The sequence below is a fragment of the Rhizobium hidalgonense genome (assembly GCF_002914525.1).
GTDB lineage: Bacteria > Pseudomonadota > Alphaproteobacteria > Rhizobiales > Rhizobiaceae > Rhizobium > Rhizobium hidalgonense.
The window spans coordinates 42,841-56,923 of record NZ_LODW01000053.1; the positions used below are offsets into that span (position 1 = coordinate 42,841).

Genomic DNA, 14,083 nt, shown 5'->3' on the forward strand with positions numbered 1-14,083 from the left:
CTGAAATCGTCATGATCTCCGGCTGCGGGAGCTTCGGGGTTTGGGCTTTGCGGCCGGGGCGGCGGCAGAGCGGGCTCTGACTGCGGAGAGAAAGGCGGCATAGCTCCAGGTCAGATTCCGGACGCTTTTCTCGTAGCCGACGGTACCATCGAACTGTTCGCTCAGCTCGTAGTGATCGCTGTGATAGACGATGGCGCGCAGCATGACGTCAGATGAAGCCCGCAGGGCAGCCGACGCTTCGGCGGTGCTGTTGGATGCGCCAAGTCCCAGTTCCGCGAAGAAGGGTTCGGAGAACTGATCGAGGGGGATGGCGCCGCTGGCATCGATGGCATTGGCAAGCCGATATTGAAACTCGGCGAAGTTGGCGGTGCACAGAGCCCAGGGATGCCCGCCGACCACCGGAGCCGCCACATCGCCATCGTAGTGATCGCCTGGATAGCGCCCGAAGAGCGGTCCGAGCCCCTTGGCCGCGTCGGCGCCATTGACCGGGAAATAGTTCGAAGACGAAGGATCGGCCCACTGGCGCCGCAGGATGGCCGCCGTTGCCAGAAGCTTGGTATCGGCCGCTTCGATCCCGCCATAGCAGACCGAGGAGACGATATCGATGTTCGCGTCATAACCGGCTTGCTCCGCGGCGGCATCCAGAATGCTAACATAGAGCTGCCCGTTCCAGTGGGTGGCCAGTTGGCTTTCCAGCCAGGATATGGCATCGGCCACCCCGGCAGGCACCGCAATACCGATCGTGTTCGTGGAAATTTCCCGGAAAAAGCGCAGCTGTACGGCTCTTGCAAAAAACGAATAGCCTTCATATTCCTCCCAGAGATTTGTGGTCTTGTTCTGGTAAACGTCGAGAAGGTAAGAGAGGTTGGTCTCGACCAATTGTTTGGCGATCGTCTGCGTGGCGTCATCCAGCTGATCGAACAAGGTCATGATCGCAATCGACTGAATGGCCGGCCCGTCATTCTGCTCCGACCACGGACGAACCTCGCCGCTTATGGTGAAGCAGGCGTGGCCAAGTGTGACGGTCGGGGAATTCTTCGCATTCGCCTGGCAGAGCGCGGCGAAGTTCACATAGTCGACCAGGCTCGGCAAAACCCCGCCCGGAACCGGCAGCAAGCCGGCAAGCGCGATCTCGATGGCCGTAATCGCCCCGTCGCGGACCCAGTTGAAAACATAGTCCTGGTCGACACCTGGCGTGTTCGCTGGATAGGAGGGTGCAGCGATGACGCAGCCGGGGGCGGAGAAGACGCCGGGCGATGCCGGATTCTCAATGACATAGCCATCGCTGGTGATGTTGCGCATCATCAGAAGAGAAAAATAGCGCGACAATGCGACCAGATCGGTCTGCGCGAAGGCAGGCCGCGGTTTGACTGTCGGCGCATTGGCGCCGATATGGGTCGGGTTCGCACCCGACATTGACTGACTCCAAAGCGCAACGGTCATTGACTGACTCCAAGATAGATTGAGACTTGCCGGGACCAGATCGAGAAATATTCCGGGCCTGGATGGGAGAAATATTGCGGCCGAATGGGCGTTGAGAGTGAACACAAGCTCTGCGGCGACGAGGGGTAAGGTGGCTGGCCACCCGCCGCGCCCTGCCTTCGCTGTCGCTGAACGTTTAACTAGAAAGATCGTCGACTATCTGCTTTTTATCAATCTAAACGTGTTTATCTCAGGTCAAAAAATCTCAGAGAATTGCGCCTGGCGTTACGGGTGCTCCGGCGGGATGGCTTCGACCAGCCCGACGAGATTGGACCGTGTTGCCGCAGACCGGTTGCGCAACGCCAGTACCATTTGCAATTCCGCGGCGGAGATCGCGCTGTTCCGATGCCAGTCCATCGTACCTCGCCCGAGCAGCAGCCAGTCGAGGGAGACATCCAGCAGGTCGGCGAGCGCGCAGGCGCTTTCCAGCGAGGTATGACCGCCATTCTGCCAGCGTGAGACGGCGGCGACGGACACGTCCAGTTCGGCCGCCAGGGCGTGAACTTTCCGGAACTTGCCGCGGGATATCGCCTCTCGAATGCGTTTGCCGCGTGCCATGTCGTGGGTCATCAAGAATCCTCCCGTCGTTGCGTTCAAATTGGCAATTACCAAGAGCTTTCGATCGCCGAATATCAGAAACTTCTTATGCAAGGGATGGCAAAGCCAAGCACCAGTCAACCTAGTGAAATATCCAGATTGCTGGGGATCGGCCTCCTGTTGAAACGTCAGCGCGTCAGGAGGAACGGATATGTTGCGGATACTCACCAAAGACATGCTCGAGACCGATCGACGGGCTTTCGACGAGATGTTTCGAGCACGCGCCACTGTTTTTCGCGATCGGCTGGGATGGCAGGTCGATGTCAGGGACCAGTGCGAAAGGGACCGGTACGACGAGACGGAAGACCCCGTCTACCTCGTCACGCAACGGCCTTCCGGCACACTGACGGGCTCGCTGCGCCTGCTGCCGACCACGGGGGCGACGATGCTTAAAAGCGAGTTCCGGAATTTCTTTGATCAGCCGATCGACGTCGATAGCCCGACATGCTGGGAATGTACCCGCTTTTGCCTTCATCCGCTTGTCCAAGACGCCGATCAATATTCGTCGCGCACGGTCGCGACCGAACTGCTCTCGGGGCTTTGCGACCTGGCGCTCGACACCGGTATCGAAAGCGTCGTCGGCGTTTATGACGCCGCGATGATCGGCGTCTATCGCCGGATCGGCTGGAGACCGACGCCGCTCGCCCGATCGAGGCCCGAGATCGGCAATCTGTATGTCGGTTTATGGGACGTGACGGCAGACAACAGCAGGACGCTTCAGGCCAACCTGTCCCGACTTCTGGAGAAGGCGTCCCCCTCTGCCGCGGCAACGGTCATCGGCGAAGGAGATGGCGGCATGCGGTGAACGCAGCAGCAGCCCGCCTGACCACCATCCCGGCAGTCTGAGCATGAAAGCGGTTATCCCTCGGCGGTCGGCTATGCCGCGCCGAGCCTTAACGTTTTTTTCACGTCATGCCCGGAACAGGCTATTATCAGCAGTCGCTAAATGATACCAATGAGAGCAGTAAATGAACCGTGCAACCGCGAGTCCATCTCATGCTGAGCAGTTCTCGTTTTTTCGACTGTCTGGACCGGATCTCCGCATCGCCGACATTGCAGGAACTGGAAACAACACTGGATGAAGTCCGCCATATTTATGCGATATCGCATATGGTTCTGCATGTGACCCGTTCGGCAACGGCAGCCAACAATCCCTTGCTGATGCTGACCTATCCGCCCGAATGGGTGAAACAATATATTGCCCGGGATTACTTCAGCATCGACCCCGTCGTGCGGCTCGGCCGGTGCGGCTTTCTGCCGGTGGAATGGTCCGCATCAAAATGGGATTCAGGCCGGGCATGCGGCTTCTTCAAGGAGGCGATGGCCTTCGGCATCGGCCGACAGGGCGTTACACTGCCGGTACGAGGACCTCAAGGCGAGCGCTCGCTGTTTACGGTCACATCCACTCACCCGGATTCCTACTGGCGACAGTTCCGCATGGACAGCATGCGCGACCTGCAGTTTCTCGCCCATCATCTTCATGACCGGGCCATGGTTCTGTCGGGACTGAGGGAGATTGCGGATTTTCCGCAATTGTCGCGGCGCGAGCTGCAGTGTTTGCAGATGACCGCCAATGGCCTCCTGGCAAAGCAGATTTGCGCCCGGTTGTGCATTTCGGTGAGCGCGGTGCAGCTCTATCTCGCCTCGGCGCGCCGCAAGCTGACCGTCGCCACGACGAGTGAAGCGGTCGCCAAGGCGACGGCGCTGGAGTTGATATAAGTTTGTGGTCGCGTTTCACCGCCTGCCTCGGGTGCGCGTCGCCAGAACATTGCGGATCGAGAAGCTGGAATGAATCCTGAGGACGCCCGGCAGGGTCGATAATATTTCCTTGTGGATGCGCTCGAACTCGCCCGGACTGGCCACCTCCACGCGCAGGAGATAGTCGGAACCGCCCGTCATCAGAAAACATTCGCGGAGCTCGGGATGCCGGCGGACCGCCGCTTCGAAGCGATCGAGATGGTCCTCCGTCTGTCGCTCGAGCGTGATGTTGATGATCACGGCGATCATCTCGTCCGCATTGCCGGCGTCCACCAGCGCCGTATAGCCGCGGATCACTCCCGATTTTTCCATGATCTTGATGCGCCTGAGGCAGGCGGAGGGCGACAGGCCGATCTCGGCGGCGAGCTTGGCATTGCTCATGCGCGCATCGAGGCGCAGCAGCCTCAGTATATTGCGATCGATCGTATCGAGAGCGGTCATGATGGATCATTCTAAATCTTCAATTATTGTGCGGATATTAGGTAAATCATGCAATAATTAGCTGCTGAATGATAGGCAATTTCGCTCGTTGTTTCATAAACTTTCTCGAGATCGAGGGATGGATATGGACAGCGATATTTTGGTTTCCCGGACACGCACCATCACGACCGCGCAGGGCGCCACCGGCTATCTGAGAATCGATCTTGCCGCGCTCGGCCGCAACTACCGCAAGCTCGTATCGATGCTGACGCCGGTCCGCGCGGGGGCCGTCGTCAAGGCAGACGCCTACGGCCTCGGCGCCGAGCGGGTCGCCTCAACGCTCTACGGTGAAGGCTGCCGGCATTTCTTCGTCGCCCAGTTCGTCGAGGCCGTCAGGCTGCGGCCGACCCTTGCGAACGACGCCCAGATTTTCGTGCTGAACGGCTTGCAGCCGGGCAATGAGATCGCCTGCGCCGAGAGGGGCATCGTCCCGGTTCTCAACTCGCTGGCCCAGTGGCGGCAGTGGTCGGCGACGGCGCGCATGCTGAAGCGCTGCCTGCCTGCCGTCCTGCAATTCGACACCGGCATGTCGCGGCTCGGCTTTCCCCGGGAAGAACGAGCCGAACTGGCGGCAGCGCTTGGCGACGGCAGCAATGTCGAAATACTGTTCATCATGAGCCATCTGGCCTCGGCCGACGATATGGAGAGCGACCAGAACGGCGAGCAATGTGCCGAAATGTCCTGCATCGCCGACGAGTTCCCGGGCTTCGACCTGTCCTTCGCCAATTCCGGAGCGGTCTTTCTCGGCGACGCCTATCACGGCGTGCTTGCCCGCCCCGGCATCGCGCTTTACGGCGGTGCGCCGAACGCCGGCGCGAACAACCCGATGGAGCCGGTCGTCAGCCTCACCGTCGCCGTCGTGCAGACCCGCACCGTGCCGGCAGGCACGAAAGTCGGCTATGGCGGCGCGTATGTCACGCAGCGAGAAATGCGTCTCGCGACGATCGCCGCAGGCTATGCCGACGGTCTGCCCAGATCGCTCGGCGACCGTGGCGCCGTCTATTTCAACGGCACCCGGCTGCCGATCGTCGGCCGCGTCTCGATGGACAGCGTGACCGTCGACGTGTCGGCGCTACCCGAAGGCGCCCTGACGCTGGGTAGTCTGGTCGAAGTGCTCGGCCCCAGCCAGACGCTCGAGGACATCGCCCGCGATGCCGGCACCATATCTTACGAAATCCTAACCGGTCTGGGCGATCGTTACGACAGGCAATATCGCTGAGAAGCCCCGCGGCTCCATCATTGGGAAGATCATGAAAGTCATTGTTCTGGGGGCCGGTATCGTCGGCGTCACATCCGCCTATCAGTTGGCCAAATCAGGTCATGAGGTCACGGTCGTCGACCGGCAGAAAGGCCCGGCGCTGGAAACGAGCTTTGCCAATGCGGGCGAAGTCTCCTTCGGCTATTGCTCGCCATGGGCAGCGCCCGGCATCCCTGCCAAGGCGATGAAGTGGCTGTTCATGAAACATGCGCCGCTCATCCTCCGCCCGAAGCTCGACATGGCTATGCTCTCCTGGATGACGAGGATGTTGTCGAACTGCACCTCCGAGCGTTATGCGATCAACAAGAGCCGCATGCTGCGTCTTGCCGATTACAGCCGCATCGCGCTGGCCGATCTTCGCGCCGAGACCGGCATCGCCTATGACGAACGCATGCAGGGAACGCTGCAGCTGTTCCGCACGCAGCAGCAGCTCGAGGCCTCTGCCAAGGACGTCAAGGCGCTGGCGGCCGACGGTATTCCCTATGAGGTGCTGGATCGGGACGGCTGCATCCGCTTCGAGCCGGCATTGAAGCACGTGCGCGACAAGATCGTCGGCGGTTTGCTGACGCCGAAGGACGAAACCGGCGACTGCTTCAAGTTCACCAATGCGCTGGCCGCCAAAGCCGAGGCGCTCGGCGTCCGCTTCGCCTATGGCACGACGATCAAGGCGCTGGATGTCGAGGCCGGCCGCGTGCGCGGCGTCATCACCGATCGCGAGCGCGAGCGGATGAGCGCGGAGGCTGTGGTTGTTGCGCTCGGCAGCTATTCGCCGCTGCTGCTCAGGCCGTTCGGGATCAAATTGCCGGTCTATCCTGTAAAGGGCTATTCGCTCACCATCCCGATCACTGATGCGTCGCGCGCACCGGAATCGACCGTCATGGACGAAACCTACAAGATCGCAATCACCCGGCTCGGCGACCGCATCCGCGTCGGCGGCATGGCTGAAATCTCGGGCTATACCAACGATCTGGGGTTCGCCCGCCGCAGCACGCTGGAACATTCGGTCACCGATCTCTTCCCCGGCGGCGACGTTTCTAAGGCGTCCTTCTGGTCCGGCCTGCGCCCGATGACGCCGGACGGTACGCCGGTGATCGGTCCGACGAAGATCACCGGCCTCTTCCTCAACACCGGCCACGGCACGCTCGGCTGGACGATGAGCACCGGTTCGGCGCGGTTGATCAGCGATCTGGTCGGTGGTCGCACGCCTGAAATCGACGCGCGGGATCTCGCAATCAATCGATACCGCTGAAACCTCGTCAGACGACGCAAAATGCAAAAAATGTTTTGCGACAATCGCTTATCGCCGATGGGTGTTGTTTTCGAGGTCATGAATGTCCGGTCTTTCCCAAATGCCCGCCAATGGCAGCTCCCTCCACGATCCCGCGAGGAAACGCCCGTTGTTTTGGGAGACGGCCTTCAGCGGCAGCGATCCGGACGCACTCTCGGAAATATGGTCGACGCCGAATTCCCCGATCAAGGCCGCGGCGCAAGCCGACGCGCCGATCGCCTACCGCTGCAATTTCGTCTCGACCGAAGAGCTGGCCATCGCCGACTGCGCCTACGATGGCACGATCTCGATCAGGCGGGAGGCACCCAATGGCAAGCTGATCATATTCCTGCCGCTGGAGGGGAACGCCGTCTTCGATGCGGGCAAGGAGCAGTTCCATTCGGTTCCGGGCTGCGGCACCATTCTCGGGGCAGGGCGCGCATCCGGTGCCCGCCTGTTCGGCCGGCGCCGGCATCTCGGCCTGTTCGTCGACCAGGCGAGGATCAACAGACAGCTGGGGCATATGTTCGAGCGGACGATCGGCGGTGACACCGATTTCCATCCGACGATCGATCTGACGACCGGTTCGGGGCTTGTGTTGGAGCAACTCGCGGTGAATCTCTATCGCGGGCTTAGCGGCGATGGGCCGCTGCAGCAGTCGCCTCTCGCTCTGAACGCGCTTTGCGACGCGATGATCTACCTGCTTCTGGAAACATGTCCCCATCGCTATTCGGAGGCACTTGCGGCCCCCGCTTCGGCGCCGGCTCCTCGCCACGTGAAATGGGCGATCGACTTCATGCGGGAACACATGGCCGAGCCGATTTCGCTGAGCGACATTGCGACCGCAGCCAAGGTCAGCGTCCGAACCTTGCAACAGGGTTTCCGGCAGTTCAGGAATACCACGCCGATCGCCTACCTGCATGAACTCCGGATGCTTGCCGCCCATCGCGATTTGCGCGAATCCGGCACGCGCCAAGCCGTCGCCGACATCGCGCTCAGATGGGGATTTACCCATCTCGGGCGATTTTCAGCCGAGTACCGGAAGCGTTTCGGTCAACTGCCGTCACAGGCCTTGAAGCGCTGAACGCCATGCCGGCGGCCGGGTGGTTCCGTCGGTGATTCAAATCGCCGACGATACGCGCCGAATGCAGGTCTATGCCGCGCGCTTCAGAGCATCGCCGATCGTCGAGACGATCGTGTCGATCTGGCTCTTCTCGATGATGAGCGGCGGCGAGAGCGCGATGATGTCGCCGGTCACGCGGATCAGCAGTCCCTTGTTGAAGCAGTCGACGAAGATGTCGTAGGCGCGGGTTCCGGCCGCCGCTCGGGGCGCCAGTTCTATCGCGCCGACCAGGCCGAGATTGCGGATGTCGACGACGTGAGGCAGGCCCTTCAGCGAATGGAGGCCCTCTTGCCAGTATTCGGCAAGCTCGGCTGCGCGGGTCAGCAGCCCTTCTTCCTCGTAGATTTCGAGGGTGGCAAGGCCGGCGGCGCAGGCGACCGGATGCCCGGAATAGGTATAGCCGTGGAAAAGCTCGATCGCGTTTTCCGGGCCGACCATCAGGCCGTCATAGACCTTGCGGCTGGCAAAGACCGCGCCCATTGGGATCGCGCCGTTGGTCAGGCCCTTTGCCGTGGTGACGAGGTCGGGCACGACGCCGAAATAATCGACCGCGAAAGGCGTGCCGAGGCGGCCGAAGCCGGTGATGACCTCGTCGAAGATCAGCAGGATGCCGTGCTTGTCGGCGGTTGCGCGCAGCTTTTCCAGATAGCCCTTCGGCGGCAGGACCACGCCTGCCGATCCCGACATCGGTTCGACGATGACGGCTGCAATGGTTTCGGGACCGTGCAACTGCACCAGCCGTTCCAGATCGTCGGCCAATTCCACGCCGTGGGCCGGCAGGCCCTTCGAAAAGGCATTGCGCTCGACGTCGAGCGTATGGCGCATATGATCGGCCGGTATCTGCGGGAAGACCCGCCGGTTGTTGACGAGACCGCCGACGGAAATGCCGCCGAAGCCGACGCCGTGATATCCCTTCTCGCGGCCGATGATGCGCGTGCGGGTGCCCTGGCCGATCGCGCGCTGATAGGCGATGGCGATCTTCAGCGCCGTATCGACCGATTCAGAACCCGAGCCGGTGAAGAAGACCCGGTCGAGCTTGGAATCAGTGCCGCCTGGCGCGTTCGCGGCCAGCTTGGCGGCGAAATCGAAGGCGATCGGATGGCCCATCTGGAAGGTCGGAGCATAGTCGAGGGTCGAAAGCTGCCGCTCGACGGCCCGGGCGATCTTCTTGCGGCCATGGCCGGCATTGCAGCACCAGAGGCCGGCGGTGCCGTCCAGCACCTGGTTTCCGTCGACATCGGTGTAATACATGCCGTCTGCGGCGGCCAGGAGCCGCGGCGTCGCCTTGAACTGCCGGTTCGCGGTGAACGGCATCCAGAAATTTTCGAGTACGGGCGCGTTCGTTTTGCTGATCTGGTCCATGCTGGCCTCCTGTGGTTGGCGCCGAGAATGGCAATTTCCCTTTGTCAAACAAGTCCTTTTCTTTGCTGCTGCAAACTATTGAATCTAAACAAATCAGAATATAGAATTTTGGATATTCTGGACAACACAAACGGACCAAACCATGTCAGTCGATATCGGCAGCCGCCTTCGCCATCTCCGCATCGCCCATAAGCTTTCCCAGCGTGAACTGGCCAAGCGTACCGGCGTGCCCAATTCGACGATTTCACTGATCGAATCGAATGCCTCCAACCCCTCGGTCGGGGCGTTGAAGCGCATTCTCGACGGCATCCCGATCGGGCTGGCGGAGTTCTTCGCCTTTGAGCCAGAGCGCCCAAGGAAGGCCTTCTATGCGGCGGAAGAACTGGTGGAGATCGGCAAGGGCGCCATTTCCTACAAGCAGGTCGGAGAAAACCTGTTCGGGCGCAGCCTGCAAATGCTCAAGGAGTGTTACCAGCCGGGCGCCGACACCGGAAAGATTCCGCTTGTTCACGAGGGAGAGGAGGGCGGAATCGTGCTCTCGGGAAGGCTTGAGGTGACCGTCGACGACGAGCGGCGCATCCTCGGGCCGGGTGACGCTTATTATTTCGAAAGCCGGCGACCGCATCGGTTCCGCTGCGTCGGGCCGGTGCCTTGCGAAGTCATCAGCGCCTGCACGCCGCCGACGTTTTAGTCCTTGCCCTCGATGCGGGCGAGAACAAGGTCGAGGGCGGCGGTCAGCGCGGCAATGCCGCCCTTCTTGTCGAAGTCCGAAAGGACCTGCTCGTTCAGTCCGCCCTTGGTGGCGAATTCGCGGCTCAACGCGCTGAATGGCTCGGCGGCGCCCGCGCTGCTCGCCTTCTGTGCAAGGCCAGCGAAGAGCGGGGCGATGTAGGCCTGTCCCTTCGCCCTTTCAAGCCCGCTTTTTTCCAGCCAGCCGGCAACCGACTCCATGACGCCGAAATAGGTAGACATGACAGCGCTTGCAGCTGCGAGAAGATCATATTCCTTCCTCGACTGGCATTGCACGGCCGTTCCGAGTGTGTCGAACAGTGCGGCGACAGCAGTATCCGCCGGATAGACCGCGGTCACGCCCTGCCGGTCTGCGACAAAGGGCAGGGGGATGGCCTGCACGAGATTGATATCGGCGCCGATCCACTCCAGCAGGGCCCGGCGCTCGGTCGCCGCAACGAGGCTGACGACCATCTGGCCGTTCCTGAATGAAAGCTCCCGCACCACCTCCTCGGCGATCTGCGGCCGTATCGCCAGAAACACCATCTCGCTGCGCTGGACGACCTCCTGATTGTCGCGAGCAATTCTCACGGAGGCGAACTCGGCCGCAAGTGTCTCGGCGATGTGGGCGCTTCGCGGAGAAACGTGAATGTCGCTGGCATAGGCCGGTTCGGCCAGAAGCCCGCGAACCATAGCTTCGGTGATGGCGCCGGTGCCGACGAATCCGATGCTGTTGGCGTTCATGTGATCACTCCGCGGCTCGCAGCCGTCCCAGCGCGACATCCGTCGTATAGTTCTCGCGCATGAAATTGATGAAATTGTCCTGGAACTGGCGCGTATGGGCGTGAGCGAGTTCGTCGGCCAGATCCACATTCTTGTCCCTGATGGCATTGAGCATGAGCGCATGCTCGTCGGTCAGCAGATAGCCCTCATGGGTTCGCTCCAGATACTCGAAATGCAGGTGGAGCATGCGCTGACCCTGCGACAGCAGCTTGTCGTAGAAGGAGGCCAGATACTGGTTCTTTCCAGCATGAGCGATCGCCATGTGGAATTCCTTGTTGGCCTCCGACATGGCGAGATGATTGCCGGTTCTAACCGCCGCCTCGAACGACTTCAGCCGCTTGGCGATGATCTTCAGGTCGGTCTCCGTCCGCAGCGCTGCGGCAAGCCGGGTATTCATGCGCTGCGCAATATCGAGCGCCTCGACATATTTGGGAAAAGTCGCCACTTCGATCGGCGCGACGATCGTGCTGCGGTTGGAAAGCGTCACCACCAGCTCGTCGGCGCCGAGCCGGATCAAGGCTTCGCGCACCGGCGATCGCGACATGTCGAAGCGTTCGGCGAGCGTCATCTCGTCGAGCAACTGACCGGGCGGTAAAGCGAGCGACAGGATCTCGTTGCGGAGCGTTTCATAGACGTTCTTCCAGCCGGTGCCGCGGATGCGTTTCACTTCCGATTCTTCAGACACTTAAGTCCCTTTCTGTCGACGCCAGTCCATTGGGCCAGAAAAACAGCGTGTCGGCAATGTAATTTTTCCGCTTGACTTTGTCGACACGCTGTTGACATATTTTGTCCAGTCGACACGCAGCCGACATAAAAATAACAGAAACGGTTAGAGCCGACGAGTGGAACCGCGCGCTTTCCGCGCACAACAAAAGAGGAATGCCCGATGCTTTCTTTGATAACGTCCGCCTTGCGGGCGCTGCCTGCGCTCGCCCTGATGGGGGCTCTTTCCGCAACCGCCGCACAGGCTCAGACCACAGAGGGATATTGGCAGGGCGTGCAGAAGGCGGGTACCTTACGCTGCGGCGCGGCCGTCGCGCCGCCCTATGTCATGCGCGACCCGGCGACGGGCGAATATTCCGGCTTCTTTGCCGATCTCTGCAAGGAATTTGCCGAAGTCCTGAAGGTGAAGCCCGAATTCGTCGATACGACCTGGGACAATATCGTCGCCGGCCTGCAAGCCGGTAAATGGGACGTGTCGCTTGCGCTCAACCGCACGCCGGCGCGCGCCATGGCGGTGCAGTTCTCGGTTCCGGCGATGGAGTACCAGATCTCGCTCGCCTATAACAAAAACAATCCGAAAATTGCGGCCGGTGCCGCTTCGGTTGCCGATATCGACAAGGCAGGCGTGACGCTCGCCGTCATGTCCGGCACGGCGCAGGACAAGGCCATTTCCGCGGTCGTGAAGAACGCCACGATCATGCGGCTGCCTGGCAATGACGAGACCCGGCTGGCCGTCACCTCGAAGCGCGCCGACATCCTGGTTGACGCTTCCGACACCAACCAGCTCTTCACCCAATCGAACCCGGACTGGGCGGTGGCGCTCAACCCGACGCCGGCGCTCGCCAAGCAGGGCGTCGCCTTCGGCCTGCCGCATCAGCTTTCGGCCGCCGACGTCGAAGTGGTCGACATCTTCCTCGAAGAGAAGGTCGCGACCGGTCACGTCGACGAGCTGATCCGCAAGGCGGTCGACGAAGTGCTCAAGGGCGCAAAGTAACCTCGCCGGGCCGGTGCGGGGATCGCGCCGGCCCTCCCAGCTTCGATCATCGGAGATTGGCATGACCACGTCCTTCAGCCTTCCCCTCGTGAAAATGCAGGCGCTCCACAAAAGCTATGGCAATGGAGCAATCCAGGTGCTGAAAGGCATCGACATTGAAATGAAACCCGGCGAACGCGTCGTCGTCATCGGACCCAGCGGCGGCGGCAAAAGCACGCTGCTCAGGGTGATGATGGGGCTGGAGCAGGTCGACAGCGGCTCGGTCAGTTTCGATGGCAAGCCCTATATTTCTTTCGTTGGTGCAGCGGGGAAAACTCAGATCGACACCCATGTCCGCCGGTCGATCGGCATGGTCTTTCAGCACTACACCCTGTTTCCGCATCTGAATGTCACCCAGAACCTGATCCTCGCCCCCTGCAAGGTGCGTGGAGAAGCCAAGGCGAAGGCGACGGATCGCGCTCAGGCGCTACTCGAGCGCTTCGGGCTCGGCGCCAAGGCCAAGGCCTATCCGGCTCAGCTTTCCGGCGGCCAGAAGCAGCGCGTCGCCATCGCCCGCGCGCTGATGCTCGATCCGAAGCTGATGATGTTCGACGAAGTCACCTCGGCTCTGGATCCGGAGCTCGTCAGTGAGGTGGAGCAGGTCATTCTGCAGCTCGCCGCCCAGGACATGCCGATGATGATCGTCACCCACGACATGTGGTTCGCCAAGAACATCGCGTCGCGCGTCATCTTCTGCGCCGGCGGCGTGGTCGTCGAGGACGGCCCTCCCGAGCAGGTGCTCGGCGCCCCGCGCGAGGAGCGCACCAAGGAATTCATCGACCGGGTCTTCCACATCAAGCAGTAGGGAGGGCATTCCGTGAACTACACGTTCGACTTCAATTCAGTCTCTATCGCTCCGCTTCTCCAGGGGCTGTGGGTTTCTCTGCAGCTGACGGCGGCTGCGAACGTCATCGGCATCATCCTGGGCTTCGGATTGGCCCTCCTCATCATGAGCCCGATCAAGATTGTGCGGCTGCCGTTCATGCTGTTCGTCGAATTCTTCCGCTGCACGCCGGCGATCGTCCAGATCGTCTGGATATTCTACTGCGTGCCGATGCTGTTCGACGTCTTTCTCGACCCGATGACGATGGGCATCATGGCGCTCGGGCTCAATCTGATGGCGTTCAATGCCGAAGCCTACAGAGCATCCATCCAGGCGGTTCCGCGCGAGCAGCTCGACGCCGGCATCGCACTCGGTCTCAATCCGCTGCAGCGGGTGCTCTATATCGTGTTTCCGACGGCGTTCCGCGCTTCGATCCCGGTGCTACTAACCAACGGCATCGTCATCTTCCAGCAGAGCGCGCTGGTTGCGATCGTGGCGATCCAGGACCTGATGTACCAGGGCAAGACGCTGGCGACAGAGACCTACCGCCCGATCGAGACCTTCACCGTCGTGGCGCTCATCTATTTTGCCGTGTCCTTCCCGATAACCCAGATCGTCGGCCTGCTCGAACGCCGCCGCCAGATCCTCGTCAGCTAGGAGGCCAG

General features: G+C 61.2%; 15 protein-coding genes. 9 read left to right on the top strand and 6 right to left on the bottom strand.

The window, feature by feature from the left end:
- Positions 1 to 9: 9 nt before the first annotated feature.
- Positions 10 to 1,443: a glycoside hydrolase family 15 protein gene (locus ATY29_RS14870; RefSeq protein ID WP_097536774.1), complete on the bottom strand. Its 1,434-nt coding sequence runs from the start codon at positions 1,441 to 1,443 to the stop codon at positions 10 to 12.
- Positions 1,444 to 1,707: 264 nt separating this feature from the next.
- Entirely contained in the window at positions 1,708 to 2,052 is a 345-nt protein-coding gene (locus ATY29_RS14875; protein ID WP_025418600.1) for a helix-turn-helix domain-containing protein, read from the bottom strand.
- Positions 2,053 to 2,230: 178 nt separating this feature from the next.
- Between ATY29_RS14875 and ATY29_RS14880 the strand changes: the two genes are divergently transcribed.
- On the top strand, positions 2,231 to 2,884 hold the full coding sequence (locus ATY29_RS14880) for an acyl-homoserine-lactone synthase (protein ID WP_097536775.1): 654 nt from the start codon (positions 2,231 to 2,233) through the stop codon (positions 2,882 to 2,884).
- A gap of 191 nt (positions 2,885 to 3,075) precedes the next feature.
- On the top strand, positions 3,076 to 3,798 hold the full coding sequence (locus ATY29_RS14885) for a helix-turn-helix transcriptional regulator (RefSeq protein WP_097536776.1): 723 nt from the start codon (positions 3,076 to 3,078) through the stop codon (positions 3,796 to 3,798).
- A gap of 15 nt (positions 3,799 to 3,813) precedes the next feature.
- Here the strand turns inward: ATY29_RS14885 and ATY29_RS14890 are convergent, their stop codons facing one another.
- A complete protein-coding gene (locus tag ATY29_RS14890) occupies positions 3,814 to 4,278 on the bottom strand; it encodes an Lrp/AsnC family transcriptional regulator (protein WP_003568729.1) in 465 nt (154 codons plus the stop codon).
- A gap of 124 nt (positions 4,279 to 4,402) precedes the next feature.
- Between ATY29_RS14890 and alr the strand changes: the two genes are divergently transcribed.
- The 3 genes from alr to ATY29_RS14905 all read left to right on the top strand — a co-directional run bounded on the left by alr (position 4,403) and on the right by ATY29_RS14905 (position 7,926).
- Complete coding sequence (alr, locus tag ATY29_RS14895; protein WP_097536803.1) at positions 4,403 to 5,536, top strand: alanine racemase; 1,134 nt, start codon at positions 4,403 to 4,405, stop codon at positions 5,534 to 5,536.
- Between the two features lie 31 nt (positions 5,537 to 5,567).
- The gene (locus tag ATY29_RS14900; protein WP_025418604.1) at positions 5,568 to 6,824 is read left to right on the top strand and encodes a D-amino acid dehydrogenase; all 1,257 of its coding nucleotides are present in this window, start codon (positions 5,568 to 5,570) and stop codon (positions 6,822 to 6,824) included.
- Positions 6,825 to 6,924: 100 nt separating this feature from the next.
- A complete protein-coding gene (locus ATY29_RS14905; protein ID WP_425299328.1) occupies positions 6,925 to 7,926 on the top strand; it encodes a helix-turn-helix transcriptional regulator in 1,002 nt (333 codons plus the stop codon).
- Positions 7,927 to 7,995: 69 nt separating this feature from the next.
- Here the strand turns inward: ATY29_RS14905 and aptA are convergent, their stop codons facing one another.
- Entirely contained in the window at positions 7,996 to 9,327 is a 1,332-nt protein-coding gene (gene aptA / locus ATY29_RS14910; RefSeq protein ID WP_097536778.1) for an omega-aminotransferase AptA, read from the bottom strand.
- A 142-nt stretch (positions 9,328 to 9,469) separates the two neighbouring features.
- Here aptA and relB point away from each other — a divergent pair, with 142 nt between their 5' ends.
- Positions 9,470 to 10,018: a type II toxin-antitoxin system RelB family anti-toxin gene (gene relB / locus ATY29_RS14915; RefSeq protein WP_003568734.1), complete on the top strand. Its 549-nt coding sequence runs from the start codon at positions 9,470 to 9,472 to the stop codon at positions 10,016 to 10,018.
- Here the strand turns inward: relB and ATY29_RS14920 are convergent.
- Positions 10,015 to 10,800 carry a pyrroline-5-carboxylate reductase gene (locus tag ATY29_RS14920; RefSeq protein ID WP_003568735.1) on the bottom strand — a complete coding sequence of 262 codons (786 nt, stop codon included), beginning with the start codon at positions 10,798 to 10,800 and terminating at the stop codon, positions 10,015 to 10,017. The two genes, relB and ATY29_RS14920, sit on opposite strands and share 4 nt — an antisense overlap.
- 4 nt (positions 10,801 to 10,804) lie before the next feature.
- A complete protein-coding gene (locus ATY29_RS14925; RefSeq protein WP_003568736.1) occupies positions 10,805 to 11,524 on the bottom strand; it encodes a GntR family transcriptional regulator in 720 nt (239 codons plus the stop codon).
- A gap of 201 nt (positions 11,525 to 11,725) precedes the next feature.
- Here ATY29_RS14925 and ATY29_RS14930 point away from each other — a divergent pair, with 201 nt between their 5' ends.
- The 3 genes from ATY29_RS14930 to ATY29_RS14940 all read left to right on the top strand — a co-directional run bounded on the left by ATY29_RS14930 (position 11,726) and on the right by ATY29_RS14940 (position 14,075).
- Positions 11,726 to 12,556 carry a substrate-binding periplasmic protein gene (locus ATY29_RS14930; protein ID WP_097536779.1) on the top strand — a complete coding sequence of 277 codons (831 nt, stop codon included), beginning with the start codon at positions 11,726 to 11,728 and terminating at the stop codon, positions 12,554 to 12,556.
- 61 nt (positions 12,557 to 12,617) lie between these two features.
- Positions 12,618 to 13,400 carry an amino acid ABC transporter ATP-binding protein gene (locus ATY29_RS14935; RefSeq protein WP_097536780.1) on the top strand — a complete coding sequence of 261 codons (783 nt, stop codon included), beginning with the start codon at positions 12,618 to 12,620 and terminating at the stop codon, positions 13,398 to 13,400.
- Between the two features lie 12 nt (positions 13,401 to 13,412).
- Positions 13,413 to 14,075, top strand: a complete 663-nt coding sequence (locus ATY29_RS14940) for an amino acid ABC transporter permease (RefSeq protein ID WP_003568739.1) — start codon at positions 13,413 to 13,415, stop codon at positions 14,073 to 14,075.
- Positions 14,076 to 14,083 lie beyond the last annotated feature (8 nt).

Bases quoted from the DNA above. Each gene is read 5' to 3' on its own strand.
- ATY29_RS14920 (WP_003568735.1), bottom strand. From the start codon at position 10,800: ATGAACGCCAACAGCATCGGATTCGTCGGCACCGGCGCCATCACCGAA.
- ATY29_RS14885 (WP_097536776.1), top strand. From the start codon at position 3,076: ATGCTGAGCAGTTCTCGTTTTTTCGACTGTCTGGACCGGATCTCCGCA.
- aptA (WP_097536778.1), bottom strand. From the start codon at position 9,327: ATGGACCAGATCAGCAAAACGAACGCGCCCGTACTCGAAAATTTCTGG.
- relB (WP_003568734.1), top strand. From the start codon at position 9,470: ATGTCAGTCGATATCGGCAGCCGCCTTCGCCATCTCCGCATCGCCCAT.
- ATY29_RS14890 (WP_003568729.1), bottom strand. From the start codon at position 4,278: ATGACCGCTCTCGATACGATCGATCGCAATATACTGAGGCTGCTGCGC.
- ATY29_RS14870 (WP_097536774.1), bottom strand. From the start codon at position 1,443: ATGACCGTTGCGCTTTGGAGTCAGTCAATGTCGGGTGCGAACCCGACC.
- ATY29_RS14875 (WP_025418600.1), bottom strand. From the start codon at position 2,052: ATGACCCACGACATGGCACGCGGCAAACGCATTCGAGAGGCGATATCC.
- ATY29_RS14900 (WP_025418604.1), top strand. From the start codon at position 5,568: ATGAAAGTCATTGTTCTGGGGGCCGGTATCGTCGGCGTCACATCCGCC.
- ATY29_RS14905 (WP_425299328.1), top strand. From the start codon at position 6,925: ATGCCCGCCAATGGCAGCTCCCTCCACGATCCCGCGAGGAAACGCCCG.
- ATY29_RS14880 (WP_097536775.1), top strand. From the start codon at position 2,231: ATGTTGCGGATACTCACCAAAGACATGCTCGAGACCGATCGACGGGCT.
- ATY29_RS14935 (WP_097536780.1), top strand. From the start codon at position 12,618: ATGACCACGTCCTTCAGCCTTCCCCTCGTGAAAATGCAGGCGCTCCAC.
- ATY29_RS14930 (WP_097536779.1), top strand. From the start codon at position 11,726: ATGCTTTCTTTGATAACGTCCGCCTTGCGGGCGCTGCCTGCGCTCGCC.
- alr (WP_097536803.1), top strand. From the start codon at position 4,403: ATGGACAGCGATATTTTGGTTTCCCGGACACGCACCATCACGACCGCG.